General features: G+C 69.0%; 28 protein-coding genes and 1 pseudogene. 19 read left to right on the top strand and 10 right to left on the bottom strand.

The window, feature by feature from the left end; all coding sequences use genetic code 11:
- Positions 1-62: 62 nt before the first annotated feature.
- A complete protein-coding gene (locus tag PV646_RS07305) occupies positions 63-359 on the bottom strand; it encodes a WhiB family transcriptional regulator (RefSeq protein WP_086663892.1) in 297 nt (98 codons plus the stop codon).
- Between the two features lie 168 nt (positions 360-527).
- On the opposite strand from PV646_RS07305, the pseudogene PV646_RS07300 reads away from it, so the two are divergent.
- The 6 genes and pseudogenes from PV646_RS07300 to PV646_RS07275 all read left to right on the top strand — a co-directional run.
- A pseudogene (locus PV646_RS07300) lies at positions 528-773 on the top strand (MerR family transcriptional regulator); the annotation flags it as partial.
- Between the two features lie 87 nt (positions 774-860).
- Positions 861-1,478 (top strand): hypothetical protein, encoded by a 618-nt coding sequence (locus tag PV646_RS07295; RefSeq protein ID WP_500342411.1) that lies wholly within the window; start codon positions 861-863, stop codon positions 1,476-1,478.
- Positions 1,479-1,492: 14 nt separating this feature from the next.
- A complete protein-coding gene (locus PV646_RS07290; RefSeq protein WP_500340708.1) occupies positions 1,493-2,389 on the top strand; it encodes a hypothetical protein in 897 nt (298 codons plus the stop codon).
- Positions 2,390-2,470: 81 nt separating this feature from the next.
- Complete coding sequence (locus PV646_RS07285) at positions 2,471-3,067, top strand: response regulator transcription factor (protein ID WP_030471988.1); 597 nt, start codon at positions 2,471-2,473, stop codon at positions 3,065-3,067.
- A 308-nt stretch (positions 3,068-3,375) separates the two neighbouring features.
- Positions 3,376-3,948, top strand: coding sequence for a sigma-70 family RNA polymerase sigma factor (locus PV646_RS07280; RefSeq protein ID WP_500342309.1), 573 nt, complete (start codon positions 3,376-3,378; stop codon positions 3,946-3,948).
- The gene (locus tag PV646_RS07275) at positions 3,949-4,839 is read left to right on the top strand and encodes an anti-sigma-D factor RsdA (RefSeq protein ID WP_500340707.1); all 891 of its coding nucleotides are present in this window, start codon (positions 3,949-3,951) and stop codon (positions 4,837-4,839) included.
- Between the two features lie 138 nt (positions 4,840-4,977).
- Here PV646_RS07275 and PV646_RS07270 read toward each other — a convergent pair whose 3' ends face one another.
- Positions 4,978-5,493, bottom strand: a complete 516-nt coding sequence (locus tag PV646_RS07270; protein WP_500340706.1) for a DUF5319 domain-containing protein — start codon at positions 5,491-5,493, stop codon at positions 4,978-4,980.
- A 10-nt stretch (positions 5,494-5,503) separates the two neighbouring features.
- Here PV646_RS07270 and guaB point away from each other — a divergent pair, with 10 nt between their 5' ends.
- The 9 genes from guaB to PV646_RS07225 all read left to right on the top strand — a co-directional run bounded on the left by guaB (position 5,504) and on the right by PV646_RS07225 (position 13,721).
- Complete coding sequence (gene guaB / locus PV646_RS07265; protein WP_500340705.1) at positions 5,504-7,015, top strand: IMP dehydrogenase; 1,512 nt, start codon at positions 5,504-5,506, stop codon at positions 7,013-7,015.
- Positions 7,016-7,092: 77 nt separating this feature from the next.
- Positions 7,093-8,202, top strand: coding sequence for a GuaB3 family IMP dehydrogenase-related protein (locus PV646_RS07260; protein ID WP_500342306.1), 1,110 nt, complete (start codon positions 7,093-7,095; stop codon positions 8,200-8,202).
- 61 nt (positions 8,203-8,263) lie between these two features.
- The gene (locus PV646_RS07255) at positions 8,264-8,611 is read left to right on the top strand and encodes a hypothetical protein (protein WP_500340704.1); all 348 of its coding nucleotides are present in this window, start codon (positions 8,264-8,266) and stop codon (positions 8,609-8,611) included.
- Between the two features lie 39 nt (positions 8,612-8,650).
- Positions 8,651-8,869 carry a hypothetical protein gene (locus PV646_RS07250; RefSeq protein ID WP_500340703.1) on the top strand — a complete coding sequence of 73 codons (219 nt, stop codon included), beginning with the start codon at positions 8,651-8,653 and terminating at the stop codon, positions 8,867-8,869.
- Between the two features lie 67 nt (positions 8,870-8,936).
- The gene (locus PV646_RS07245) at positions 8,937-9,257 is read left to right on the top strand and encodes a type II toxin-antitoxin system Phd/YefM family antitoxin (RefSeq protein WP_500340702.1); all 321 of its coding nucleotides are present in this window, start codon (positions 8,937-8,939) and stop codon (positions 9,255-9,257) included.
- Positions 9,250-9,789, top strand: coding sequence for a type II toxin-antitoxin system RelE family toxin (locus PV646_RS07240; RefSeq protein WP_500340701.1), 540 nt, complete (start codon positions 9,250-9,252; stop codon positions 9,787-9,789). Before PV646_RS07245 ends, PV646_RS07240 begins: the two co-directional genes overlap by 8 nt.
- A gap of 33 nt (positions 9,790-9,822) precedes the next feature.
- The gene (locus tag PV646_RS07235; RefSeq protein ID WP_500340700.1) at positions 9,823-11,499 is read left to right on the top strand and encodes an FAD-dependent oxidoreductase; all 1,677 of its coding nucleotides are present in this window, start codon (positions 9,823-9,825) and stop codon (positions 11,497-11,499) included.
- A 12-nt stretch (positions 11,500-11,511) separates the two neighbouring features.
- On the top strand, positions 11,512-12,471 hold the full coding sequence (locus PV646_RS07230) for an MBL fold metallo-hydrolase (protein ID WP_500340699.1): 960 nt from the start codon (positions 11,512-11,514) through the stop codon (positions 12,469-12,471).
- Complete coding sequence (locus PV646_RS07225; RefSeq protein WP_500340698.1) at positions 12,468-13,721, top strand: FAD-dependent monooxygenase; 1,254 nt, start codon at positions 12,468-12,470, stop codon at positions 13,719-13,721. The genes PV646_RS07230 and PV646_RS07225 overlap by 4 nt, the downstream gene beginning before the upstream one ends.
- Positions 13,722-13,743: 22 nt before the next feature.
- On the opposite strand, the gene PV646_RS07220 is transcribed toward PV646_RS07225, so the two are convergent.
- Together PV646_RS07220 and PV646_RS07215 are read right to left on the bottom strand one after the other, a co-directional pair.
- Positions 13,744-15,189 carry an aldehyde dehydrogenase family protein gene (locus tag PV646_RS07220; protein WP_500340697.1) on the bottom strand — a complete coding sequence of 482 codons (1,446 nt, stop codon included), beginning with the start codon at positions 15,187-15,189 and terminating at the stop codon, positions 13,744-13,746.
- A 9-nt stretch (positions 15,190-15,198) separates the two neighbouring features.
- Complete coding sequence (locus PV646_RS07215; RefSeq protein WP_500340696.1) at positions 15,199-15,900, bottom strand: aminoglycoside phosphotransferase family protein; 702 nt, start codon at positions 15,898-15,900, stop codon at positions 15,199-15,201.
- 19 nt (positions 15,901-15,919) lie between these two features.
- On the opposite strand from PV646_RS07215, the gene guaA reads away from it, so the two are divergent.
- Entirely contained in the window at positions 15,920-17,479 is a 1,560-nt protein-coding gene (gene guaA, locus PV646_RS07210; RefSeq protein ID WP_500340695.1) for a glutamine-hydrolyzing GMP synthase, read from the top strand.
- A gap of 39 nt (positions 17,480-17,518) precedes the next feature.
- On the opposite strand, the gene PV646_RS07205 is transcribed toward guaA, so the two are convergent.
- Both PV646_RS07205 and PV646_RS07200 read right to left on the bottom strand, forming a co-directional pair.
- Positions 17,519-17,713, bottom strand: a complete 195-nt coding sequence (locus PV646_RS07205) for a hypothetical protein (RefSeq protein WP_500340694.1) — start codon at positions 17,711-17,713, stop codon at positions 17,519-17,521.
- Positions 17,706-18,893, bottom strand: a complete 1,188-nt coding sequence (locus PV646_RS07200) for a PspC domain-containing protein (RefSeq protein ID WP_500340693.1) — start codon at positions 18,891-18,893, stop codon at positions 17,706-17,708. The genes PV646_RS07205 and PV646_RS07200 overlap by 8 nt, the downstream gene beginning before the upstream one ends.
- A 111-nt stretch (positions 18,894-19,004) precedes the next feature.
- On the opposite strand from PV646_RS07200, the gene PV646_RS07195 reads away from it, so the two are divergent.
- The 3 genes from PV646_RS07195 to PV646_RS07185 are packed head-to-tail and all read left to right on the top strand — an operon-like array spanning position 19,005 to position 21,428.
- The gene (locus tag PV646_RS07195) at positions 19,005-20,195 is read left to right on the top strand and encodes a PspC domain-containing protein (protein ID WP_500340692.1); all 1,191 of its coding nucleotides are present in this window, start codon (positions 19,005-19,007) and stop codon (positions 20,193-20,195) included.
- On the top strand, positions 20,192-20,842 hold the full coding sequence (locus PV646_RS07190; RefSeq protein WP_500340691.1) for a response regulator: 651 nt from the start codon (positions 20,192-20,194) through the stop codon (positions 20,840-20,842). Before PV646_RS07195 ends, PV646_RS07190 begins: the two co-directional genes overlap by 4 nt.
- A gap of 4 nt (positions 20,843-20,846) precedes the next feature.
- Positions 20,847-21,428 (top strand): hypothetical protein, encoded by a 582-nt coding sequence (locus tag PV646_RS07185; RefSeq protein WP_500340690.1) that lies wholly within the window; start codon positions 20,847-20,849, stop codon positions 21,426-21,428.
- A gap of 9 nt (positions 21,429-21,437) precedes the next feature.
- Here PV646_RS07185 and PV646_RS07180 read toward each other — a convergent pair whose 3' ends face one another.
- The 4 genes from PV646_RS07180 to PV646_RS07165 all read right to left on the bottom strand — a co-directional run bounded on the left by PV646_RS07180 (position 21,438) and on the right by PV646_RS07165 (position 24,529).
- The gene (locus PV646_RS07180; protein WP_500340689.1) at positions 21,438-22,730 is read right to left on the bottom strand and encodes a serine/threonine-protein kinase; all 1,293 of its coding nucleotides are present in this window, start codon (positions 22,728-22,730) and stop codon (positions 21,438-21,440) included.
- 128 nt (positions 22,731-22,858) lie between these two features.
- A complete protein-coding gene (locus PV646_RS07175; RefSeq protein WP_500340688.1) occupies positions 22,859-23,041 on the bottom strand; it encodes a hypothetical protein in 183 nt (60 codons plus the stop codon).
- A gap of 20 nt (positions 23,042-23,061) precedes the next feature.
- The gene (locus tag PV646_RS07170; protein WP_189160321.1) at positions 23,062-23,481 is read right to left on the bottom strand and encodes an SsgA family sporulation/cell division regulator; all 420 of its coding nucleotides are present in this window, start codon (positions 23,479-23,481) and stop codon (positions 23,062-23,064) included.
- Between the two features lie 121 nt (positions 23,482-23,602).
- Positions 23,603-24,529, bottom strand: coding sequence for a DMT family transporter (locus PV646_RS07165; RefSeq protein WP_500340687.1), 927 nt, complete (start codon positions 24,527-24,529; stop codon positions 23,603-23,605).
- Between the last annotated feature and the right edge of the window lie 77 nt (positions 24,530-24,606).

Genomic DNA, 24,606 nt, shown 5'->3' with positions numbered 1-24,606 from the left:
CTTCGAACTCAAATAAAACCGGGGCGGCACCTTTCGTTTGGTGCCGCCCCGGTTTTTACGTTCTAGACAATTGCCAACTGCCGCTTTCGCGCCTTGATGATGTGGTCGCGCTCCGATTCCGAGAGCCCGCCCCAGATTCCGTACGGTTCCTGCACGGCCAGAGCGTGTCTGCGGCACATCTCCAGAACCGGGCAGGCGAGGCAGACAGCCTTCGCGCGAGCTTCCCGGCGTGATCTCGCCGGACCCCGTTCACCGTCGGGGTGGAAGAAGAACGCGCTGTCCATGCCCCGGCACGAACCGCGCATCTGCCAGTCCCACAGGTCTGCGTTGGGACCGGGGAGCCTTCGGGTGTCCGCCATCGAGACCGCCTCCGTGACGACTGCTCCATTCGGCTTAACGATGATCCACCGTAGAACCGCGTCAAAACTTGTTCAAGAGGCTGAAGACCCTTATCAACTGATGGGTGACGGCACGCGTGTTCGATCACTCACCGCCCGGAGTTGCCGCCCGGATGAGGTGAACGGAACATGGCTCTCGTGATGACACCGCCGGAGATCGAATCGACCGGTAGTCACACGAGTGAGCCCCTTCTCTCAGTGGCCGCGGTGGCCAGGCGACTCGGCGTGGCTCCCGCCACCCTTCGCACCTGGGACCGCCGCTACGGACTGGGTCCGACCGGCCACACCGTGGGGCGGCACCGGAAATACGGGCCGCCCGACGTGGCCCGTCTCGAATTGATGCAGCGCGCACTTCTGCGCGGTGCGTCCTCCGCCGAGGCGGCCCGTTTCGCGCTCGACTCGAAATCGTCGATGACACACGGAGTGGTCCCCGTCGCACCATCGGGTGGACGTGGACTGAAAATGCCCGGAGCGTCTCGTTTGGCGCGTGGTCTGGGCCGTGCGGCGGTCGCGATGGACTCGATCGCGGTGCAGGGAATGCTCGCCGACTCGCTGGCGTCCGACGGCGTGATCGCCACCTGGAACGAGGTCGTCCGCCCCGTCCTGACCGCCGTCGCCGCCCGGTGGCAGCTCTCCGGCGCCGGCGTCGAGGTCGGGCACCTGCTGAACGAGTGCGTGCTCGCGGCGTTCGTGCGCGCCACACCGCTCGTCACCCTCGGACGCAACCATCGCCCCGTGCTGCTGGCGTGCATGCCGGAGGAGAGGCACAACCTTCCTCTCTACCCACTCGCCGCCGAACTGGCGCACCGAGGCGTGGTCGTGCGGCAGTTGGGGGCGGCGTTGCCGATGGACGCCCTTGCCGCCGCCGTGCGCCGCACCGCGCCCTCCGCGGTGGTGCTCTGGGCGCAGTTGCCCCGGTACGCCGATCCGGGGGTGATCTCCGCTCTGCCGCGGACCCGGCAGCAGGTGCGGGTGTTCGTCGGAGGGCCGGGCTGGCGGCGCGGGGTGGTGACCGCGCCGGCCGAGCGGGTGGAGGACCTGGCGGCCGCCGTGGACGCGGTCGAGGCCGCGGTCACCTGAAAGACTCCCTCCTCGTGTTCGAAGAGGAGCTGCGCCGGGCCGCGTTCGGCGATTCACCCGGCCTCGCCGTCTGGCCCGCGCTCTCGTCGCCCGGTCCTCGCGCCCGATGGCTGGCGGCGGTGGTGCTCGGCGGCCAGGGCCACTACGCCGCCGCGGCCACCGTGCTGGACGCGCTCCGCCACGACCCCGACCCGGTGATCGCCTCGTTGTCCCTCTCGACTCGCGCGTCGCACCACCGTCAGCTGGGGGCCCACCACCTCGCTCGTGCCCTCGACGGTGCCGCCCTGGCGCGCGTTCCGCCGTCAGGCCCCTCGGACCCCGACGGGATCGACGCCGCGGGTGCCCGGACCGACGCCCTGCTCGGCCTCGCCGCCGATTCGCTCGGTGCTCAACGCCTGAACGAGGCCCGCGGGTTGCTCGCACGAGTTGAGACGCGGGGCTGGCGCGGTGAGGTCCGCAAGGGCTGGGTGACCGCCGAGATCGAGCTGGCGTCCGGGCACGCGGACGCCGCCGTGGCGCCGGCCGAGCACGCGTACGGGCTGGCGACGAGCAGAAAGGCGCTGCGGCACGAGCTCAAGTCGGCACTCGTCCTGGGCACCTCGTTGGTCGTGTGGGGGACCGCCGAAGGCCTGAACCGCGGGCTTGAACTAGTCGAGTGTGAGCTAAATCACAGTGCGAAGGAGGGGCTCCAACCGTTGATCTGGCCGAGCGCTCTCGTTCTGGCGGGCCATGCCCCCACGGTGGGCGCAACCGCCATCAACCGGGCGACGGAGGCTCTGAGCTGCGTGTTACGCAGAGCTGATCCCGTCAGCCGACAGGTCGCACTTGAATCCCCTTGGGTACCGACCGGGCTGCTCCGTTCCGGGGAACCCCCGAACGCAGACCCTCAGGCGAACTTCTTGACGGATTAAGCACCGGATCGTGTCAAGGTTGGGCCGCCAGCGTCCGATAGGGGAGATGGAACGTCACTCGGCTGCAGGAAAGGAGTCCCCGTGACCACGGTCCTTATTTGCGACGACCGGCGCAGTGTGCGTGAGGGTCTCACCCGCGTGATGTCGGCTGTCCCAGGGGTCAGCCGCATCGACTGCGTAGCGCACGGTGACGAGTTGTTGGCTCGCTTTTCAAGGCAGCCGGTCGACGTCGTACTGGTGGGAACCCAGCGCGCCGTCCCGACCGGGGTTGAAGCAACCCGTCGGCTCGTCTCCGCGAACCCGCAGGCAAACGTCATCGTCTTCGGCGCACCCGACGACGCCGGGAGCATCGCCGCGGCGATCGCCGGTGGTGCCCGTGGCTACCTGAGGTGGGACGCGTCGCGTCCCGAGCTTGTGGCAGCCCTCGCGCACACGCTCGCCAGCACCTCGGTGCCGGCGCCTCGTCAGCCCTCCGACCCCGGCGTGCAGCTCACGGAGCGTGAGCTCCAGGTGCTGCGGGGCATGAGTCAGGGCAAGAGCAATGGCCAGATCGGCCGCGAGCTCTACCTGTCGGAGGACACGGTGAAGACGCATGCACGTCGTCTCTTCCGCAAGCTCGGTGTTCGTGACCGTGCTCAGGCGGTCGCGCACGGCTTCCGGCGAGGCCTCGTCCAGTAGGTAACTCTTGCCGCACCGGCCCCGTGTCCTCATATGCCGCATGTGGGGAAGCGGGGCCGGTGGCGTGAGACGGCTCACCTGTTCGACCGGTGGTCCTCCAGGTCGCGCTTTTAGCCCAGCCCGGTGACAATGTCGCCGGGCTGTAAGCCGTTCGGCGTGTCCGCTGTTCACTCGGGGTGTCCATACCCCACCTATGAACAGAAGGTCTGAAGACCGGTACGGTGAAGCTGCTGAAACGGGTCGCTGTGAGTGACTCGTGTTGTTCCGTATCGGTACGTCAACGAGTAACACCAGGGCTGTTGTCTGCGATGACCAACTTGGGGGACGGACTGGACGCCGAAGTGGGCGCGGCCGTCGACGGCGACCGCCGGGCGATCGAACGCCTGCTGGCCTCCATTCGTCCTCTTGTGGTGCGGTACTGCCGCGCCAGAGTTGGAAGGCAGGAGCGAAGCTTCGCTTCGGCGGACGATGTGGCCCAGGAGGTGTGTCTCGCGGTGCTCACGGCATTGCCCAGCTACCGCGATCAGGGTCGGCCCTTCCTCGCGTTCGTTTACGGGATCGCGGCGCACAAGGTCGCCGATGCACATCGGTCTGCCGCCAGGAACCGCTCCGAACCCGTTCCCGAAGTCCCGGACGCGCCGGAGACCGAAGCTGGTCCGGAGCAGCGGGCCATGCAGGGCGAACTCTCCGGCCGGATGGCCGTGTTGTTGCGCGTCCTGCCGGAGAAGCAGCGGGAGATCCTGCTGTTGAGGGTGGTGGTCGGACTCTCCGCCGAGGAAACTGCCGAGGCGGTCGGTTCGACGCCGGGTGCGGTACGGGTGGCGCAACATCGTGCGCTGGCCCGGCTGCGCAAGTCGCTGGCAGCGGAGGAGGTGGTCTGAGTGGCCGACGAACACGGGAAGGACGACGGAGAAGTGCGCGGACAGGACGATAGAGCCCCGCACGAACCCGTCGCAGATGATCTTTCGGCTGTACAGGCCGATGACAGGCTGCTGGACGCGCTGGGGTCGGCGACTCCGGGCGTGACCGGCGGGTTGGGTGACGACGATCTGAACGCGTTGCTGCTCGCGTGGCGGAACGAGGTGGAGACGGAGCCGTTCGGCGAGCTCGTCGACACCGAGACCGCCATCGCCACGATCCAGGCTGCCCGTCCGCAGCCGGTGAGCAGGCACCGCTTCCTGATCCCGCTGGCGAGTGCCGCGGCGGTCCTGGCCATCGCCTTCACCGGCGTGAGCCTCGTCGCCCGCGACGCACAGCCCGGCGACGCGCTCTGGGGCCTCACGCGAGTGCTCTACTCGGAGCACGCGAAGTCGATCGAGGCCGCGGCCATCATCAACACCGACCTCGAGTCGGCCCGCCTCGCCCTGCGCGAGGGCAAGGTCAACGAGGCCCGGGAGAAGCTGAACAAGATCGAGGCCAGCCTCGGTTCCGTCTCGACGGCCGACGGCAAGCAGCAGCTCGAGCAGAAGCACAAGGAGCTCGAGAAGGAGCTCGACACGAACACCTCGACGGCGCCGCCGACCCCGACGACGCCCCCGGTGACGACGCCGAGCCAGTCTTCGCAGCCTTCGACCTCGACGACCACGCCGACGACGGAGCCGACGACCACGACGCCGTCCGTGCCGCCGTCGTCGGAGACTCCGCCGCCGCCGACCACGGGTGGCGAGGAGAACCCGCCGCCGCCCCCGCCGCCGGACCCCGGCACGGGGGAGAACCCCGGGTCGACCGGGACGAACGGTGAGACCGTCGGGCAGTCGACCGGCACCAACTGAGACGCAATGTGAACGGCCCCTGATCTTTCGAGGTCAGGGGCCGTTCACATGCTCAGGCGTTCACACGTCAGGTGGAATGTGACCGGTGACGGCGGACGAGTGCTGCATCTCACCCGTCCGCCGAGAACCCGGGTCGGGTCAGCGCGCCGACTCCGTCGCGGTCACACCGTCCGCGTACCCGCGGCAGTACTCCCAGCTCACGTAGGCCCCGGGGTTCGGATCGAACGCCGGCTCGTGCGGGCGCATGCGGCCGTCGGCGAGCAGCTGCTCGAGTGAGGCTCGCAACAGTGCCCAGTCGTGGTAGTGCGGTTCCTGGCACTCGCCGCAGTCCACGACGATGCCTCTGACGCCGCGATGTTCGAGCAACGCTTGGTAGACGGCGAGGTCGCTCAGGTCGCTGACCAGCTCCGTCCGTTCGTCGTCGTCCATCGGGGGATGGTCGTGGTCGGGCTCGCCCAGAGAGAGTGCGGGGTCTTCTGGGTCGCCTGCGAAGGGGTCTGGTGGCAACGCGTCGTGCGGCACGACCCCGCACGGTACCCGCCGTACCCCCTCGGTCGTCCAGATACCATGGGGCGCACCGCCTCCGCCTGCGGAAACTGGACACGCAGGACCCCAAAAGGGCAGGCAGAGCGCAGACCGCACCACGGAAGGCATGTCACCCGCTATGACCAGCGAGCTCAACGCTGACGGAGTCCCGGGCAAGTTCGCCATGCTGGGACTGACCTTCGACGACGTGCTCCTGCTGCCTGCCGAGTCGGACGTCGTCCCGAGCGGCGTCGACACGAGCACCAGGATCTCGCGCAACATCTCCCTCAAGATTCCGCTGGCCAGCGCCGCGATGGACACCGTCACCGAGGGCCGGATGGCGATCTCGATGGCGCGTCAGGGCGGCATCGGCGTGCTGCACCGCAACCTGAGCATCGAGGACCAGGCCCGGCAGGCCGAGACCGTCAAGCGGTCCGAGGCCGGCATGGTCACCGACCCGGTCACGTGTTCGCCCGACGCCACGCTGGCCGAGGTGGACGCGCTGTGCGCCCGTTACCGCATCTCCGGCGTGCCGGTGACCGACGGGAACAACAAGCTCGTCGGCATCATCACGAACCGCGACATGCGCTTCGAGCTCGACCACTCCAAGCGGGTGATCGAGGTCATGACCAAGGGCCCGCTGGTCACGGCCCAGGTGGGCGTGTCCGCGGAGGCCGCGCTCGGCCTGCTGCGCCGTCACAAGGTCGAGAAGCTGCCGATCGTCGACGGTGACGGCAAACTCAAGGGCCTGATCACGGTCAAGGACTTCGTCAAGACCGAGCAGTACCCGATGGCCACCAAGGACCCGGACGGCCGCCTGCTGTGCGCCGCCGCCGTCGGTGTGGGCGAGGACTCGTTCGTCCGCGCGATGACGCTCGCCGAGGCCGGTGTCGACGTGCTGATGGTCGACACGGCGCACGGCCACTCGCGCGGCGTGCTCGAGATGGTCGCCCGCATCAAGAAGGAGCTCGGCGACTCGGCGGACGTCGTCGGCGGCAACGTCGCGACGCGCGCCGGTGCCCAGGCGCTGGTCGACGCGGGTGCGGACGGCGTGAAGGTCGGTGTCGGCCCCGGCTCGATCTGCACCACGCGCGTCGTCGCCGGTGTCGGTGTGCCGCAGATCTCCGCGATCTACGAGGCCTCGCTGGCCTGCACCCCGGCCGGTGTGCCGGTCATCGGTGACGGTGGCATCCAGTACTCCGGCGACATCGCCAAGGCCATCGCGGCCGGCGCGTCCGCCGTGATGCTCGGATCGCTGCTCGCGGGCACCCAGGAGGCGCCCGGCGACCTGATCCTGGTCAACGGCAAGCAGTTCAAGACCTACCGCGGCATGGGCTCGCTGGCCGCCATGCAGTCCCGTGGCGAGAACAAGTCGTTCTCGAAGGACCGCTACTTCCAGGACGACGTCCTCAACGAGGACAAGCTCGTCCCCGAGGGCATCGAGGGCCGCACGCCGTTCCGCGGCCCGTTGTCGCAGGTCGTGCACCAGCTCAACGGTGGTCTGCGCGCGGCGATGGGCTACACGGGCTCCCACACGATCGCCGAGCTCCAGCAGCAGCAGCTGGTGCGGATCACGGCGGCGGGGCTCAAGGAGTCGCACCCGCACGACATCACGATGACCGTCGAGGCCCCGAACTACACCACCCGTTAGAGTCGTTCGGGCAGTTCAAAAGCTTGTTCGAAAGCTTCGGAAGGGACACACAGGTGCGCGATCTGGTCGAGATCGGCATGGGCCGGACCGCGAGGCGGGCCTACGAGCTGGACGACATCGAGATCATCCCGTCGCGTCGGACGAGGTCGTCGAAGGACGTCTCCACGACGTGGCAGATCGATGCCTACCGGTTCGACATCCCGCTCATCACCCACCCGACCGACGCCATCGTGTCGCCGGGCACGGCGGTCGCGGTCGGCGAGCTCGGTGGCCTCGGTGTGCTGAACGCCGAGGGCCTCTGGGCCCGTCACGGCGACGTGGACGAGGCGTTGTTCCGCCTGGTCCAGGCGACCGAGGACAACGACGACCCGGCAGCGGCGGTCAAGGTGCTGCAGGAGTTGCACGCGGCCCCGTTGCAGATGGACCTGGTCGCCGAGGCGATCAAGCAGGTCCGCGAGTCGGGTGTCACCGTGGCGGTCCGCGTCAGCCCGCAGCGTGCCGCGGAGCTCACTCCGGACCTGCTGGCCGCGGGCGTCGAGATCCTGGTCGTGCAGGGCACGATCATCTCGGCCGAGCACGTGTCCCGCGGTGGTGAGCCGCTGAACCTGAAGTCGTTCATCGCGGACCTCGACATCCCGGTGATCGCCGGCGGTGTCGGTGACTACCGCACCGCCATGCACCTCATGCGCACCGGCGCGGCGGGCGTGATCGTCGGCTACGGCTACACGCCCGGCGTCACGACCACCGACTCGGTGCTGGGCATCGGCGTGCCGATGGCCACCGCGATCGCCGACGCCGCGGCCGCGCGCCGCGACTACCTCGACGAGACCGGCGGCCGCTACGTGCACGTCATCGCCGACGGCGGCGTCACGACCTCGGGCGACGTGGCGAAGTCCATCGCCTGCGGTGCCGACGCCGTGATGCTGGGCGAGCCGCTGGCCGCCGCGACCGAGGCACCGGGCCAGGGCCTGTACTGGACGGCGTCGTCCGCGCACCCGTCCGTGCCGCGCAGCCTCGTCGCCGACGCGGTGGACCAGGAGCTCGACCTGCGCAAGCTGCTGTTCGGCCCGTCCTCCGACCCGCGTGGCGTGACGAACCTGTTCGGCGCTCTCAAGCGGGCCATGGCCAAGACCGGCTACTCGGACCTCAAGGAGTTCCAGAAGGTCGGCCTGACCATCCGCGGCTAGAGTTCTGGCTGGTGAAGGGCGCGTTCCGAAGGGGGCGCGCCCTTCTGCTTTGCTGGATGCCGTGCCGCTCGTCGAGATCACTTACGCGTCCCACGTCGCTCACGCAGTGCTGGAGAAGCTCGCGGCGACGCTCCCGCACGCCGTCTCGCTGGCGGTGGAGTGCCCCGAGGAGCCCTACGACGGCGACCTCCAGCCGGGCGACGTGGACCTGCGCTTCCGCGAGCGCGGCCCGTTCGACTCGGCCGGCATGGATGTCGTGATCGAGGTGCGCTCGAAGTACTTCGAGAGCCGTGCGGCGAACCGTCAGGACCGTGTCGATCAGCTCTGTGTCGTGATCGAAGAGGCCACGGGCCTTGCTGACGTGGGCGTTTACCTGAGCCTCCCGATTGCCGCATGGGCCCAAACCTGATCTTGCAACCGAACGGCTACCCCGTGCGTCCTTCTCACCGTGGAATTGGATGCCTTGTTCGGCGACGGCAAGAACAGTGATGTGGACACGATCGATCCGGACGCCGACGTCCAAGAGTTCGAGGATGCGCCCGAGGAGGACGAAGGTGTCGGAGGCATCGGCTGGAAGATGCTGACCCTGTTCGTCTGCGGTGGGCTGGTGATCACCGGGCTGGCCGTGGCGTTCATGGTCTGGGTGATCGAGGGCCTGGTGCTCTGAGCTGCCGGGGTGCGTCTGCGGACGCACCCCTCGACCTTCCTGTGCAGTTTTCTGTACAGTTTGGTGCATGACCGCAATCCACGACGCTCGCGAGCTGACCGTCACGGAAGCCACGAAGCGTGGCGTCGCCGGGCTTGTCGCCGACGCTGAACAGGGTGGACCTGTGGTCGTGACGCGGCACAGCCGTCCGGTGGCGGCCGTTGTGCCGGTGAGCCGCCTGGCCGAGATCGACGAAGCAGCGGCAGACCTGAGGGATCTGGCACTCGTGCTGGCTCGATCGGCTGCTGACTCGGGTAGGCGCACGTCCTTCGACGACGTGCTGACAGCGTTCGGGCACACCCGTGAGTCGCTGGCGGCGGTGGAGGACGACGACTCACTCGATGGCTGAAGTCCTGTTCACCGACGCGGCCATCGACGACCTGCGACGCCTTGGCCCAGATGTCGTGCCCAAGGTCCTCAAGAAGATCCAGATTCTGTTCGACGACCCGGGGGCCGGGCATCCGCTCGGTGGCGAACTGACCGGATTTCGCAAGCTGGTGGTCGGTCGCAACCACTGGAGGGTCGTTTACCGGATCGCCTCTGATGGTGCTGTCGAAGTCTGCGAAGTCTGGTGCGTGGGCGTGCGCTCGGATGCCGAGGTCTACGCCGAAGCGTCGGCGAGGGTCGCTTCGGTGGCCGAGGAGGGGTCCACACTTGCCAGGCTGGCCGACGTGATCAGCAGGCTCGGCCGCCTCGCGGGTGGCGTGGCCGTCGAGCAGACCGCGCCCCGGGAGCCTGTCCCCGACTGGCTGGCGCAGCGGCTCGTGCACACCGCCGGGATTCCTCTGGAGCAGGTCGCGGCGTTGAGCCTGGAGCAGGCGGTGGACCTCTGGGCCGCGTTCATGAGCGCTCCTCGGCCGTCTGAACCGATAGGGGACTAGGCGTTACCGGAAGTAACGCCTACTCTCCGATCCATGGGTGAACTCGCCGGTAACTTCGATGTCGTCATCGTCGGCTCCGGGTTCGGCGGAAGCGTGGCCGCGCTCCGCCTGACCGAGAAGGGCTACCGCGTCGCCGTCCTGGAGGCGGGGCGCCGGTTCGCCGACGACGAGTTCGCCAAGACCAGCTGGGACCTCCGCAGGTACCTGTGGGCGCCCCAGCTCAAGTGCTTCGGCATCCAGCGCATCCACACGCTGCGCAACGTCATGGTGCTCGCGGGTGCGGGTGTCGGCGGTGGGAGTCTCGTCTACGCGAACACGCTGTACCGGCCTCTCAAGCCGTTCTACGAGGACCGGCAGTGGGCGCACATCACCGACTGGCAGGACGAGCTGGAGCCGTTCTACGACCAGGCGAGCCGGATGCTGGGCGTCGTCACGAACCCCACGACGACCCCGAGCGACGTCGTCATGCAGAAGGTCGCGAAGGACATGGGGGTCGAGGACAGCTACCACGCGACGCCCGTCGGCGTGTTCTTCGGCGAGCCCGGCAAGAAGGCCGCGGACCCGTACTTCGGGGGCGCCGGGCCGGAGCGCACCGGCTGCACCGAGTGCGGCAGCTGCATGTCGGGATGCCGGGTCGGCGCCAAGAACACGCTGGTCAAGAACTACCTGTACCTCGCGGAGAAGCTCGGCGCCCAGGTCTTCCCGCTGACCACGGTCACGCGGCTCACCGAGTCCGGCGGAACCTGGACCGTCGACACGAAGATGACCGGTGGCAAGGCGACCAGGTCGTTCACCGCCGGCCAGGTCGTGATCGCCGCCGGCACGTGGGGCACGCAGCAGTTGCTGCACAAGGCGAAGGCCAGCACGTTGCCGAAGATCTCCGGCAAGCTCGGCGAGCTCACCCGCACCAACTCCGAGTCGATCATCGGTGCCGCGCGGTACACGGTCGACCCGAAGACCGACTTCACGCAGGGCGTCGCGATCACGAGCTCCATCCACCCCGACGAGATCACGCACATCGAGCCCGTCCGGTACGGCAAGGGCAGCAACGCCATGGGCATGTTGCAGACCCTCGCCACGGACGGGGCGCTGAGCACGCCGCGGTGGCTGCAGTTCATCAAACAGGCCGTGCGGCACCCGCTCCGGTTGCTGCGGCTGCTCAGCGTGCACCGCTGGAGCGAGCGGACCGTGATCCTGCTGGTCATGCAGAGCCTCGACAACTCCATCACCACGTTCCTCAAGCGCGGCAAGCTCACCAGCAAGCAGGGGCACGGCGAGCCGAACCCGGCGTTCATCCCGGCCGGGCACGAGGCGAACCTGCTGGCCGCCAAACACATCGACGGCATGGCCGGCGGCACGTGGGGCGAGCTGTTCAACATCCCGCTGACCGCGCACTTCATCGGCGGTTGCGCCATCGCGGCGGACGAGACCCAGGGCGTGATCGACCCGTACCACCGGGTTTTCAACTACCCCGGACTGTCCGTTGTGGACGGATCGGCGATCAGTGCGAACCTCGGCGTGAACCCGAGCCTCACGATCACCGCGCAGGCCGAAAGGGCGTTCTCGCTGTGGCCGAACAAGGGCGAGCAGGACCAGCGGCCCGCCCAGGAACAGCCCTACAAGCGGATCAACCCGACGAAGCCGAAGAACCCGGCGGTTCCCGATCAAGCTCCAGCCGCTTTGCGGTTGCCGATCGTGAAGGCGTCCTGACACGGTGGAGGCATGGCCAAAAAGCCGTTTGCCTCCAGCGCTGACCTCGCCCCCAAGGACGAGGTCTTCGTCGAGCTCGCCGAGGGCGTCTACACCCTGACCGCCGAAGGTGACCCCAACGTCGCGGCCATCGAGGCCGAGGACTTCCTGATCTGCTTCGAGGCGCGCGCGACACCCGCGGCCGCCAGGAGGTGGCTCGCGCAGCTGCGCAAGCACACCAAGAAGCCGGTGCGGTACCTCGTGCTCAGCCACTACCACGCCGTGCGCACGCTCGGGGCCAGCGCGTTCGAGGCCCAGGAGATCGTCGCGCACGAGATGACACGCGTGCTGATCGCCGAGCGTGGGCAGCAGGACTGGGACAGCGAGTTCGGCCGGATGCCGCGGCTCTTCGAGCAGCCGGAGGAGATCCCCGGCCTGACCTGGCCGACGCTGACGTTCTCCGACCGCATGACGATCCCGCTCGGCGACGAGCGCGGTGACCTGGTGCTGCAGTTCCTCGGGCGCGGGCACACGGCCGGCGACATCGTGGCGTGGCTGCCGCAGCAACGCATCCTGTTCGCGGGTGACCTGGTCGAGTCGCAGGCCGCGCTCTACACCGGTGACGCGTTCCACGACGAGTGGGCGACGTCCACTTTGGACGAGATCGAGGACCTGGGTGCCGAGGTCCTGGTCGGCGGGCGCGGCAAGGTCGCCCGTGACCGCATGGAGGTCGAGGCCGCGATCAACCAGAGCAGGCACTTCCTCAACGAACTGCGCCGCACGGTCGGCGGGGTCCACGCTGAGGGCGGCACGCTCAAGCAGGCGTTCGAACTGGCGCACAGGACGCTCGAAGGCCGCTACGGGCGCTGGCCGATCTTCGAGCACTGCCTGCCGTTCGACGTGAAGCGCTACTGGGACGAGTGCGACGGCAAGGACTGGCCGGAGATCTGGACCGCCGAACGCGACCGCGCCGTCTGGGACGCCCTGCAGTGACGGTCCTGGTGGTCGGGGCCGGACCGGTGGGGCTGGCCTCGGCGCTGTTCCTCGCGAGGGCCGGTGTGCCGAGCATCGTGCTCGAGAAGGAACCGATGCGCGCGCAGACGGGCAGCCGTTCGATCTGCGTGCAGCGCGACGTCCTGGAGATCCTGGAACGGATCGGCGTCGGGCAGGCCGTCGCCGACGCGGGTGTCACCTGGTACACCGGCCGCACCTACCACCGCGACCGCGAGGTGCTGACCCTCACCTTCCCGGAGGGCGAGGGTTTCCCGCCGTTCGTGAACACCCCGCAGACCGTCGTCGAGCGGCTGCTGGAGGAACGGGTCCGCGCCGAACCGTTGATCGAACTCCGCTACGGGCACGCTCTCGCCGGACTGACCCAGGACGACGAGGGAGTGTCTACATCGGACGGAATCAGGGCGAGCCACTGCATCGCGGCCGACGGCGTGCACTCGACGGTCAGGCAGCTGCTGGGCATCCCGTTCGAGGGTTTCTCGTTCGACGACAGGTTCATCATCGCCGACGTCCGCGTCGACCTGGACTTCGAGACACCTGAGCGCCGCTTCTACTTCGACCCGCCGTGGAACCCGGGCCGTCAGGTCCTCCTGCACCCGCAGCCGAACGGCGTGTGGCGGATCGACTGGCAGGTCGCCGAGGACGTCCGGCTCACCGACACCCACGTCCGCGCGATCGTCGGCGACCGGCCGTACGAGGTCGTCTGGCAGTCGACCTACCGCTTCCACCAGCGCCGGGCGAAAACCCTGCGCGACAACAGAGTCCTGCTCGCGGGCGACGCCGCCCACGTGATGAGCCCGTTCGGTGCGAGGGGCCTGAACTCGGGGCTCTGCGACGCCGACAACGCGGCCTGGAAGATCGCCGCCGACCGCACCGGCGAGGCAGGCCCGCACCTGCTCGCCTCCTATAACGCCGAACGCGGTGCCGCCGCCGACGAGAACCTCCGCATCACCGGCGACACCATGCGATTCCTGGTGCCGGGGAACGAAGAAGAGCGCGCGCACCGGCGCCGAGCCCTCGAAACGGGCGAGGGCATCGACTCGGGCAAGCTCTTCACGCCGTTCTCCTACGCGGCCTCGGCCCTCACGACGGACGGCGGCGAGCTGGTCCCGCACTCACGCACCGCGGGGCCGGGCTTCACCGTTCGGGACGGGTGGCTGATCAGGCCGGACGGGCACGTCGCCGCACACCGTGACGACGACCAGGCGAAACGGCGTGCGCTCGGCTGGTGAGGACCCCGGCGATCCCCGATGCCTACAACTGGATGCCTGTCAGGACCGTCACGCGTTCTTCGGTGAAGTCCTCCATCGCCGACCGGACGCCCTCACGTCCGGTGCCCGACCCCTTCACGCCGCCGTACGGCATCTGGTCGGCCCGGTAGGACGGCACGTCACCGATGATCACGCCACCGACCTCCAGTTCGGCCGCGGCCTCGAACGCCACCTGCACGTCGCGGGTGAACACCCCAGCCTGCAACCCGTACTTGGAGTCGTTGGCCTGCGCGAACGCGTCCTCGACGCTGTCCGCGACGGACACCACGAGCACCGGTCCGAAGATCTCCTCGGTCCACACCTTGGCGGTCTTCGGCACGTCGGTGAGCACGGTCGGCTCGACCGTCGCCCCGGTCCGCTTGCCACCCAGGAGCACACGAGCGCCGACGTCGGTGGCCATGTTGACCCACTCCTCGACGCGCCGCGCGTTGTCCTCGTCGATCAACGGCCCGACCTCGACCTCGGGGTCGTGCGGATCACCGGTCTTCAGCGCGCCGACGGCCGCGACCAGCTTGGGCACGAACTCGTCGACCTTCGACCGGTCCACGATCACCCGTTGCACGGCGATGCACGACTGCCCGGCCTGGTAGTTGCCGAACGTCGCGATGCGCTGCGCCGCGTGGTCCAGGTCCGTCCAATCAGGACAGATGATGGCGGCCGCGTTGGAGCCCAGCTCCATCACGACGTGCTTGCGCGGCGCGGCTTCCATCAACGACCAGCCGACCTTCGTCGAACCGGTGAACGAGATGACCGGCAGCCGTTCGTCCTGCACGAGAGCGTCCATGTCCTTGCCGCGCACGGGAAGGATCGAGAACGCGCCCTCCGGCAGATCGGTCTCGGCCAGGATCTCGCCCAGCAACAGCGCGGAGAGCGGCGTCGCGGAGGCGGGCTTCACGATCACCGGCGCACCCACCGCGAGCGCCGGCGCGACCTTGTGCGCCACCAGGTTCAGCGGGAAGTTGAACGGCGCCACGGCCAGCACGGGCCCGCGCGGCACGTGCCGGACGATCGCCATCCGCCCCACACCACCGGCCTCGGTGTCGAGTCGCTGCAGACCACCGGTGAACCGCCGCGCCTCCTCGGCCGCGAAGCGGAACGTGTTGACCGCGCGGGACACCTCGATCGCGGCCCACTTCAGCGGTTTGCCGTTCTCCGCGGTGATCGTCTCGGCGATCTCCTCGGCACGTTCGGCCAGCGAACGCGAGACCTGCAGCAACGCCTCGGCTCGCACGTGCGCGGGTGTCCGCCGGAACTCCTTGGCGACGGCCGCGGCCGCCGCCACCGCGCGTTCCACCTGATCTCTGCCCGGCACGGCCACCGAGGCGACCTCGGTGCCGTCGAACGGGTGGAGAACCTCCAACGCCTGCTCGCCCTGCTCGGGGCGGCCGGCGACCCAGCACGGCCTGGGTTGTGGCGTGAACGCGTCCATATGGCCACGTTAAGCCCTAGTGGCCTGCACGTACCTGACGAGATCCAAGTAGTGGCCGACATGCCCTTCGGCCCGCTGAAGGACGAACCTCGGATCCTCCCGAATCGTGTGGATCATGTCGTCCAAGCGGATCAACACCTGCTCGGCCACGTACTCGATCCCGTACGTCTCGCAGAACAGCCGGGTGCGCCGTTCGCGGTCGTCCGGCAGCGCCAGCACGAACTGGATCAGCGCCCAGCTCACGTCCCACCAGCGCGGACCCGGATGCGCGCCGTCCCAGTCGAACACGCCCGTCGGGTGCCCGTCCGTGAACACGATGTTGTACGGCGCGAAGTCGCCGTGCAGCAGGACCTCCACCGGCTCTCTCGCCGCGAACTGCCACCCGTCGAGGTCCATCCCGAGACGAGACGTCTCGTCTCGTGAGTCGGTCAGCCACGGCACCGTGGCGTCGTGCACCCGCCGCAACAGCAGCGCCGACTCGATCAACGCCACATCGCCCGAAGGGTGCACGTGGCCAACCTCACCCGGCAGGTAGCTGAGCAGTTCGTGCTCGCCGACGATCCCGATCGGAACCGGCGCGATCCCCAGCGGTGCCAAGCGTCGCAACAACTCGTGCACGCGGGGAGCCCACGGCCCGGCCGGCCGCCGCACCGCGTCACCCACCCTGAACACCTGGTTGAGCCCGCCACCGGTCAGCAGTTCCTCGTCCACGCATGAGATCCTTGGCGGCGTGTCCGACACCAGCAACCGCCCTGTTCTCGTCGTCGACTTCGGCGCCCAGTACGCGCAGCTGATCGCCCGCCGCGTCCGCGAGGCCCAGGTCTACTCCGAGGTCGTCCCGCACACCGCGACGGTCAGCGAGATCCTCGACAAGAACCCGCTGGCCATCGTTCTGTCCGGTGGCCCGTCGAGCGTCTACGCGGAGAACGCGCCGCAGGTCGACCCGAAGCTGTTCGAGACCGGCGTCCCGGTCTTCGGCATCTGCTACGGCTTCCAGGCGATGGCGCGCGCACTTGGTGGCGCGGTTGAACAGACCGGCACCCGCGAGTACGGCCGCACGGACCTGAGCGTGCCGTCCGAGGCCGGGTCGCTGCACCAGGAACTCCCCGCGAGCCACCCGGTGTGGATGAGCCACGGCGACGCCGTCACCAAGGCGCCCGAGGGCTTCACCGTCACCGCGACCAGCGAGGGCGCGCCGGTAGCCGCGTTCGAGGACACCGAGCGCCGCTTCGCCGGCGTGCAGTACCACCCCGAGGTGCACCACTCGCCGCACGGCCAGGAGGTGCTGCGCCGGTTCCTGCACGACATCGCGGGCATCCGTCCGCAGTGGACGACGTCGTCCATCCTGGACGAGCAGGTCGCCCGCATCAGCGCACAGATCGGCGACGGCAAGGCCATCTGCGCCCTGTCCGGTGGCGTCGACTCCGCCGTCGCGGCCGCCCTGGTCCAGCGCGCCATCGGCGACCGCCTCACGTGCGTCTTCGTCGACCACGGCCTGCTCCGCGCCGGCGAGCGCGCCCAGGTCGAGCGCGACTACGTGGCCGCCACCGGCATCCGCCTGGTGACCGTCGACGCCCGCGAGCGCTTCCTCAACGCCCTCGCCGGCGTCACAGACCCGGAGGAGAAGCGCAAGATCATCGGCCGCGAGTTCATCCGCGTGTTCGAGCAGGCGGAGCGCGACCTCAAGGCCGAGGGCGACTACAAGTTCCTCGTGCAGGGCACGCTCTACCCGGACGTCGTCGAGTCCGGCGGCGGCGCGGGCACCGCGAACATCAAGTCGCACCACAACGTCGGCGGCCTGCCGGACGACCTGCAGTTCGAACTGGTCGAGCCGCTCCGCGCACTCTTCAAGGACGAGGTCCGCCGCGTCGGCACCGAGCTCGGCCTGCCCGAGACGATCGTGCAGCGCCAGCCGTTCCCCGGCCCCGGCCTCGGCATCCGCATCATCGGCGAGGTCACCCAGGACCGCCTCGACACCCTGCGCCAGGCCGACGCCATCGCCCGCGAGGAACTGACCCTCGCAGGCCTCGACCGGTCGATCTGGCAGTGCCCGGTCGTGCTGCTCGCGGACGTCCGCAGCGTCGGCGTGCAGGGCGACGGCCGCACCTACGGGCACCCGATCGTGCTGCGCCCGGTGTCGTCCGAGGACGCGATGACCGCGGACTGGACGCGCCTGCCGTACGAGGTGCTGGAGCGCATTTCGACTCGGATCACCAACGAGGTGGCGGAGGTCAACCGGGTGGTGCTGGACGTGACGTCCAAGCCGCCGGGCACCATCGAGTGGGAGTAGGACCAAGAAGAAAGGGCCCCGGGAGACCGGGGCCCTTTCTCATTCGTGGGTCTTGCGTCTGAGCGAGTTCGTCAGCAGCACCAGGCCGACCACGATGGCCGTCCCCCCGAGCGCCCACCGGAAGTCGAACCAGAACGACCCGTTGCTCAGCACGTACGCCGCGGTCAGCCCGCCCCCGATCCCGAAGACCAGCGTCACCGGGTCGATCCGCCTGCGCATCCCCTGCTCAGTCACGAAGCACCCTCACCTCTCCGACGCTCGCCTGCACGTCGAGCTCGATCTTCAGGCCACCCTCGCCGTTCTCCCCGAGGTCACGGCCGCTGACGTCCACGCTGCTGCCCTCCGCCCGCTTGCCGAGGCAGTCGAGCTCGCCGATGGACGAGGCCTCGCACCTGTAGGTCACGTCCGCGTTCTTCGGCACGTGCACCCTCACCTCGCCGAGCTCGACCTCGATCGCGGTCTTCACCGAGCCGGAGTCGGGCAGCTGGCGCAGGTCGAGTTGCACGCTGCCCACGCTCGTCTCGTAGCGGTCCCGCAGGTCGGACACGGACTTCGGCGTCTCGTTGTAGCTGCTCAGCCTGGTCGGGCTGCCGTCGAAGTCGATCGCGGTCATGCCGAAGCCGACCACGGACAGCGGGATCAACAGCCAGATCAGGCCACGGCCGCCGCCGGTGAACGAGCCGATCAGCAGGCCCGCCGCCAGCACCGCGATCACCAGGCCGATGGAGTGCGCCACGGTGAACCACGGCACCCATGCGCCGGCGATCGCGGACGCGGCCACCACCAGGGTCGCCACGCCCATGGTCAGCAGGCCGACGCGCGGCTTGCGCTGGCGAGGTGCCGGTGGCTGCGCCTGTGGTGCGGGCGCGGGTTCGGGCAGGTCCCACGCGAACGGGGCGGCGCCCAGCGGGTCCCAGGCCGGTGCTCCCGGTGCCAGTGGCACGGCGGGCGCGGCGGGGTCGGTGAGCGTCGCCGGCTGCAGGTGCCCGCGGTTCTTCTGCAGCAGGTAGACGCCCGCGACCGTCGCGGCCAGCGTCACGAAGACCTGGAACCCGCTGTTGCTCCCTAGGGTGATCGCGATCGTCGGGAGCATCAGGACGCCCAGCAGCACGGTCTGGCCGTGCGACATCGAGCTGGAACCCTTGTTGGTCAGGGCCTCCAGCGGCGACACCTCGTCGCCCTCCTCCGGCAGCAGCAGCCAGCCCGCCAGGTACAGCGGCAGGCCGACACCGCCCGACAGCGCGAGCGCCACGAACGCGATCCTGACGATCACCGGGTCGATCCGGTAGCGCAGGGCGATTCCGGTGGCGACGCCTCCGAGCTTGCGCCCTGCACGGGGCCGCACCGGACGGTGCGCCCAGAACTCTCTGAGCGTGTCCGCCACGCCCTGCATTGCCTTCTCAGTCCCGCTCACACCGACAAGGTTGCTCGAACGAACTCTCCGCCACATCAGGGACCAGCCCTGATTCGCGGAACCGGGGTCATCCCTGATGAACAACTCGCCACGACGTGTGACGATCGTTCCGTGAGTGCAGGGATTGAGCCGATGCGCCGGCGACGCACCGGCCGGGTGGTCGCGGGTGTCGCGAGCGGACTCGCGGAACACCTCGGTGCGCCCGTCTTCTGGGTGCGCGCGATCTTCGCCGTGTTCGGGGCGTTCAGCGGGATCGGGATCATCGCCTACGCGCTGCTCTGGATGTTCGTGCCGCAGTCGGCGGTGGCGGAACCGGAGACCGACAAGGACCGCAAGGAGTGGCAGCAGGCCGTGGGCCTCGCCGCCCTCGGGATCGGCGTCGCGGTGTTCACCGGCCTGCTCGGGGGAGCGTGGAGCGGGTGGATCACCGGGCCGATCGCGGTGGCGCTCATCGGCGCCGCGGTCGTGTGGCGCGAGGCGGACGAGGCCCAGCGACGCCGCTGGCGGGACGGGGCCTTCTCGCAGGGGCGGACGGGGATCGTGCGGACGGTGGCGGGCGGCGCGCTGGTCGTGGCGGGGGTCGCCGCGTTCCTCGTGGTCAACGACTCCGTCCAGAACCTGTCGACCGTCGTGCTCTCCGTCGTCGCCACGCTGGTCGGCGTCGCGGTGCTGACCGTGCCGTTGTGGATGCGGTTGGTGCGCGACCTCGACACGGAACGGCGCGCGCGCATCCGCACCGAGGAACGCGCTGAGATCGCCGCCCACCTGCACGACTCGGTGCTGCAGACGCTGGCCCTGATCCAGAAGCAGTCGGAGTCGTCGCGCGAGGTCAAGCGCCTGGCCCGCAGTCAGGAACGCGAGCTGCGCAGCTGGCTCTACGGCCGTGAGGTGGGGGAACAGCCGCACTCCATCAGCGTCGCGATCGCCCAGGTGTGCGCGGACGTGGAGGACGACTTCGCCATCGCCGTCTCCCAGGTCGTGGTCGGCGACTGCGAGCTGGAGGACGGCATGTTCGCGCTGGTCCAAGCCTCGAAGGAGGCGATGGTCAACGCTGCCAAGCACGCAGGGGTGGGCGAGGTCAGCGTCTACGCCGAGGTCGAGCCGGACAAGGTGACGGTCTTCGTGCGCGACCGGGGCAAGGGTTTCGACCCCGACGCGGTGCCGGAGGACCGGCATGGCCTCGCGGGCAGCATCCGGGGGAGAATGACGAGGCATGGCGGGGAGGTGCGACTGCGCACGGCTCCGGGAGAGGGGACCGAGGTGCAGCTCGAAATGCCGAGGAAGCAGGAGGCCAGGACGTGAGCGTGAGGGTGTTCCTGGTGGACGACCACGCGTTGTTCCGTGCTGGGGTGCGGGCCGAGCTCGACACGATCACCGAGGAGATCGACGTGGTCGGCGAGGCCGGCAGCGTCGGTGAGGCGGTGGCGGGCATCGCGCACCACAAGCCGGACGTCGTGCTGCTCGACGTGCACATGCCCGACGGTGGCGGTGCCGAGGTGCTGCGGCAGATCCGCACCAAGATCCCCGAGGTCACGTTCCTCGCCCTGTCGGTCTCCGACGCGGCCGAGGACGTCATCAACGTCATCCGCGCCGGCGCGCGCGGGTACGTGACGAAGACGATCTCCAGCCAGGAGCTGGTCAGGGCCGTCGTGCGGGTGTCGGAGGGCGACGCGGTGTTCTCGCCGCGGCTGGCCGGGTTCGTGCTGGACGCGTTCGCCGACCGGCCGGGTGCCGCGCCGATCAGCGACCCCGAGCTCGACCTGCTGACGCCGCGCGAACGGGACGTGCTGCGCCTGCTCGCGCGTGGCTACGCCTACAAGGAGATCGCGTCCGAGCTGTTCATCAGCGTGAAGACGGTGGAGACGCACGTGTCGAGCGTCCTGCGCAAGACGCAGCTCTCCAACCGGTACGAGCTCTCCCGCTGGGCCACCGATCGCAGACTGGTCTGAGGATTTGATCAACAAGGTCGCCCGCGGTGCCACCGAGGTGCTGGCGCCGTGGGTCTGGGTGATCCTGCTGCCGTTCGCGGTGGCGTTCGCGACGGAAAGCGTCTGGAAGACGCTGCTGTGGGGGTTCGTGGTCGCCTTGACGGCGTCCGTCATCCCGATGGCCGTCATCGTGCGTGGCGCCCGCAAGGGGAAGTGGGACGGTCATCATGTGACCAACCGCGAAGGCCGGGTCGTTCCGCTGGTCACGGCGGGTGCGTCGCTGGCGGCGGGCACGGTGGTCATGTTCCTGGGCGACGCGCCGCGGAACATGCTCGCGCTGGCGGGCAGCATGTTCGCCTCGCTGATCGTCAGCATGGCGATCACGTTCGGGCTGAAGTGGAAGATCTCGCTGCACGCGGCCGTGGCGTGGGCCGCCGTCGTGACGCTGACGATCGTCTACGGACCGTGGTGGCTGCTGCTCGCACTGCCCGCCGTGTTCGTGGCGTGGTCCCGTGTCGAGCTCGGCGACCACACGACGGCGCAGGTGCTGGCCGGGTCGGTGATGGGCGTCGTCGTCGGTGGCGGGAGCTTCTGGCTGCTGAGCTGAACCGGCCGCTCAGCTGATCTGGGTGATGCTGGTGATCTTCATTTCGCTGTTGATCGCCGCGACCTCGGCCTCGTAGACGCCGGTCTTCTGCTCGCCCAGGTCCGTCTGCAGCGCCAGGTTGAAGGTCACCACCCAGTTCGGGCCGTGCGACCGGACGGGCACGCGGGACTCGGAGCACTGCACCGAGGTGTAGCCCTTCCAGCGCGCCACGTACTTCTCCTGCGGCTCGGTCGCCCGTTCGTAGAGGTTCCGCCACGCCACCTCGGGATGGGCGGGGAGCTGCTCGTAGTGCCCGAGCACGAACCCGGACGCCTCCGCCGCGGTGAAGTAGCGGGGCTGCTGTTGCTGGGGCTGGAAGTTGCCCTGGTTGACCGGGTTGCCACCGTCTCCGGTGCCGCCCCAGTACGCGGCGGCCGCGCCACCACCGATCGCCAGCACCGCGATGACGGCCAGGATCACCAGGATCCGCTTGTTCGGCGGCTTGAGCCTGCGTTGCGGCTCCGGGATCTGCAGCGGCTGCGACGGCTGCGGCTCGGAGGCCAGCAGGTCCGCGGCCTCCTGCGCGGTCGGCCGGTCCTTCGGGTCCTGCGAGAGCAGCCGCATCAGCAACGGCGTGAGCTCGCCGGTGTTCTCGGGGTCGCGGACCTGACCGCTGGCCGCGCGGTAGATGAGGCCGAAGCTGTTGTCACTCGGCCCGAAGACCGACTCGCCCTCGATGGCCGTGTAGATCATGGCGCCGAGCGAGAACACGTCGGACGCCTCGTCGGGCTGCTCACCACGCGCGACCTCGGGTGCGAGGTAGGCGGGGGTGCCCGAGATCATGCCGGTGTCGGTCATCGTGCCGTCGCCGGTCGCCTTGGAGATGCCGAAGTCGGTGAGCTTGACCGTGTCGTCGTGGCCGATCAGGACGTTGCCGGGCTTGACGTCGCGGTGGACGAGCCCCGCCGCGTGCGCTGCGGCCAGAGCCGAGGCGACCTTGGCGCCGATGCTCGCGGCCTGGGCCGGCTTGAGCGGACCGCGCTGGGCGATCAACGCCGAGAGGCTGTGCGACGCCAGGTACTCCATGACGATCCACGGTTCTTCGTCGTCGCTGCCCACGACGTCGAACACCGCGATCGCGTGCTGGTGGTGCAGTCGCGCGGCGTTGCGCGCCTCCCGCATCGCTCGCTGGTGATCACCGGTGATGAGCTCCTTGACCGCCACCTCGCGGGCCAGCACCTCGTCGCGTGCCCGCCAGACCACCCCCATCGCTCCGCTGCCGATGCGCTCCAGCAGCGTGTAGCGGCCCCCGATGGTTGTCACACCCTGAGACTAATCAATCGCGGAGAACGGCATCGGAGGTTCCCCGGCAGCCGCGCCCGGAGAGGTCACGGGCTTCGTCGGCAAACCGCCTCTACTGCGGTGCGCACCCCAAGGCGACCGAGTAGGAGTCAGGGCATTCGCGCCGAGCCGAGCTCCCCGGTGGGGACGTCCGGAACTCCCTCGGCCTGGTGAGACGTGCCGCCGCCGCTGCCCACGACGTCCGGCACCCGCATTCCGGTGGTCTCCGGTGACGAGCTGGTCGGCCACGCTGCCCCGCGTGCCGGCACCTCGTCCCGCGCCCGTACGACCACCCTGGTCACCGCTCAGGCGACTAGTCGATCGTCGAGACCAGCTTCTGCAGCTCCCGGTCGAAGTCGATCCACAGGTCCTCCTCGCCCGGCTGGACGACGTCGTAGGAGTTGTCCAGGAACTCCGCCACGTCCTCCGCGACGGCGCTGAGGATGGCGAAGCCGGTCGGCGCGTTCAGCTCGACCAGGACGCGCTCCGGGTCGTCGGAGGCCGGCCGGACCAGGATGTCGCCCTCACCGGACGGCGTCAGCAGACCGTCGGCCAGCAGGTCGCGGGCGAACATCCACTCGACGCGGCCGGAGCCGGTGAAGAAGACGACGGCGACGGCGTAGGGGTCTTCCGGGTCGTAGACGAGTTCGGCCTCGACCGGCGCGGGAGCCGCGCCGGGTGCCAGGAGCTGAAAAGTCGTCCGGGTGGTGACCTTCAGGTTCTCGTTGTTCATGTCGATGTCCTTCCCAGGCTGGTCTCCATGTCCGCTCACAAAGAGGAGACGGCCAACCAGCTCGATAAGGACGCGATTCGTCTCGGAACCATCCTATTGGGGGAGACGTGCGTCTCACCCTTCAGCGTTTGACCAGGTCGCGCGTCTCGTTTGGTGAGACGGTCTGACCTGCCGCGACGGGCCTCCTGCGGGTCAGTGCGACGCCCAGGAGCACCACCACCATGCCGACGACGACCCTTGCGTTGAGTTGCTCTCCGAGGAAGATCGCTCCAAGGAGTACCGAAACGACGGGCAGAAGGTAACCGACGGTAGTTGCCGTGGTGGCTCCCTCGTCGGCGATGACGCGGTAGTTGAGGATGAACGCGACGCCGGTGCCGAACACGCCGAGGACGATCACGGCGACGATGCCGATCCAGTGCAGGTGCAACGGCTGCAGGCCGCCGAACGGCGTGGCCAGGAGCAGCATCCCCATCGCGGTGGTCAGCTGCATGGCGGCGAGCTGCGTCGACGTGGCACCCGTGTTGACCAGGTAGCGGCCGGCGTAGGAGTAGCCGATGGCGTAGCTCGCGGCGCCGATGAGGCACAGCACGGCACCCCAGCTCGCGATGCTGTTGGCCGACTGCCACGGCGCGAAGATGAGCAGGACGCCCGCGAAGCCGAGCCCGAGGCCCAGCATGCGGACCATGTTGCTGATCTTCTCGCTGCCCAGTACGAGGCCGATGGCCAGCGCGAACAGCGGAGTCGTCGAGTTGAGCACCCCGGAGACGCCCGAGTCGACGGTCTGGCCGCCGAACGCGAACAGCGTGAACGGGATGGCGCTGCCGAACAGCGCCACGAAGAGCATGTGACCCCAGATCTTGCGATCGCGCGGCAGGCTCATCTTCGCCAGGGCGAGCACGGCGAACAGCACGAGCGCTCCGAAGAACGTCCGCACGAGCGAGATCTGCAGGGGCGCGAGACTCCCGAGCGCGAGCTTCATCCACAGGAAGCTGGATCCCCACAGCAGGGCGAGCACGCCCATCCTGATCAACGTTCCGCGTTGGTTCACGTGTCAACCATGCGCCTGCGAACACGTGAAAACAATTTAATTGTTGTGCCGAACCTTTAAGCATCGCTGTAAGGTCG

It is taken from the genome of Streptomyces sp. ID05-26A, assembly GCF_033794685.1.
Classification (GTDB): domain Bacteria; phylum Actinomycetota; class Actinomycetes; order Mycobacteriales; family Pseudonocardiaceae; genus Lentzea.
Note: the sequence above shows the minus strand (reverse complement) of the source record. Positions and strands in the feature narration are given on the sequence as shown.

What these genes read in the sequence shown, in the direction of transcription:
- PV646_RS07305 (WP_086663892.1), bottom strand. Translation starts at nt 359, where the DNA reads ATGGCGGACACCCGAAGGCTCCCCGGTCCCAACGCAGACCTGTGGGAC.
- PV646_RS07295 (WP_500342411.1), top strand. Translation starts at nt 861, where the DNA reads ATGCCCGGAGCGTCTCGTTTGGCGCGTGGTCTGGGCCGTGCGGCGGTC.
- PV646_RS07280 (WP_500342309.1), top strand. Translation starts at nt 3,376, where the DNA reads ATGACCAACTTGGGGGACGGACTGGACGCCGAAGTGGGCGCGGCCGTC.
- PV646_RS07270 (WP_500340706.1), bottom strand. Translation starts at nt 5,493, where the DNA reads ATGCCTTCCGTGGTGCGGTCTGCGCTCTGCCTGCCCTTTTGGGGTCCT.
- guaB (WP_500340705.1), top strand. Translation starts at nt 5,504, where the DNA reads ATGACCAGCGAGCTCAACGCTGACGGAGTCCCGGGCAAGTTCGCCATG.
- PV646_RS07260 (WP_500342306.1), top strand. Translation starts at nt 7,093, where the DNA reads ATGGGCCGGACCGCGAGGCGGGCCTACGAGCTGGACGACATCGAGATC.
- PV646_RS07245 (WP_500340702.1), top strand. Translation starts at nt 8,937, where the DNA reads ATGACCGCAATCCACGACGCTCGCGAGCTGACCGTCACGGAAGCCACG.
- PV646_RS07240 (WP_500340701.1), top strand. Translation starts at nt 9,250, where the DNA reads ATGGCTGAAGTCCTGTTCACCGACGCGGCCATCGACGACCTGCGACGC.
- PV646_RS07235 (WP_500340700.1), top strand. Translation starts at nt 9,823, where the DNA reads ATGGGTGAACTCGCCGGTAACTTCGATGTCGTCATCGTCGGCTCCGGG.
- PV646_RS07230 (WP_500340699.1), top strand. Translation starts at nt 11,512, where the DNA reads ATGGCCAAAAAGCCGTTTGCCTCCAGCGCTGACCTCGCCCCCAAGGAC.
- PV646_RS07220 (WP_500340697.1), bottom strand. Translation starts at nt 15,189, where the DNA reads ATGGACGCGTTCACGCCACAACCCAGGCCGTGCTGGGTCGCCGGCCGC.
- PV646_RS07170 (WP_189160321.1), bottom strand. Translation starts at nt 23,481, where the DNA reads ATGAACAACGAGAACCTGAAGGTCACCACCCGGACGACTTTTCAGCTC.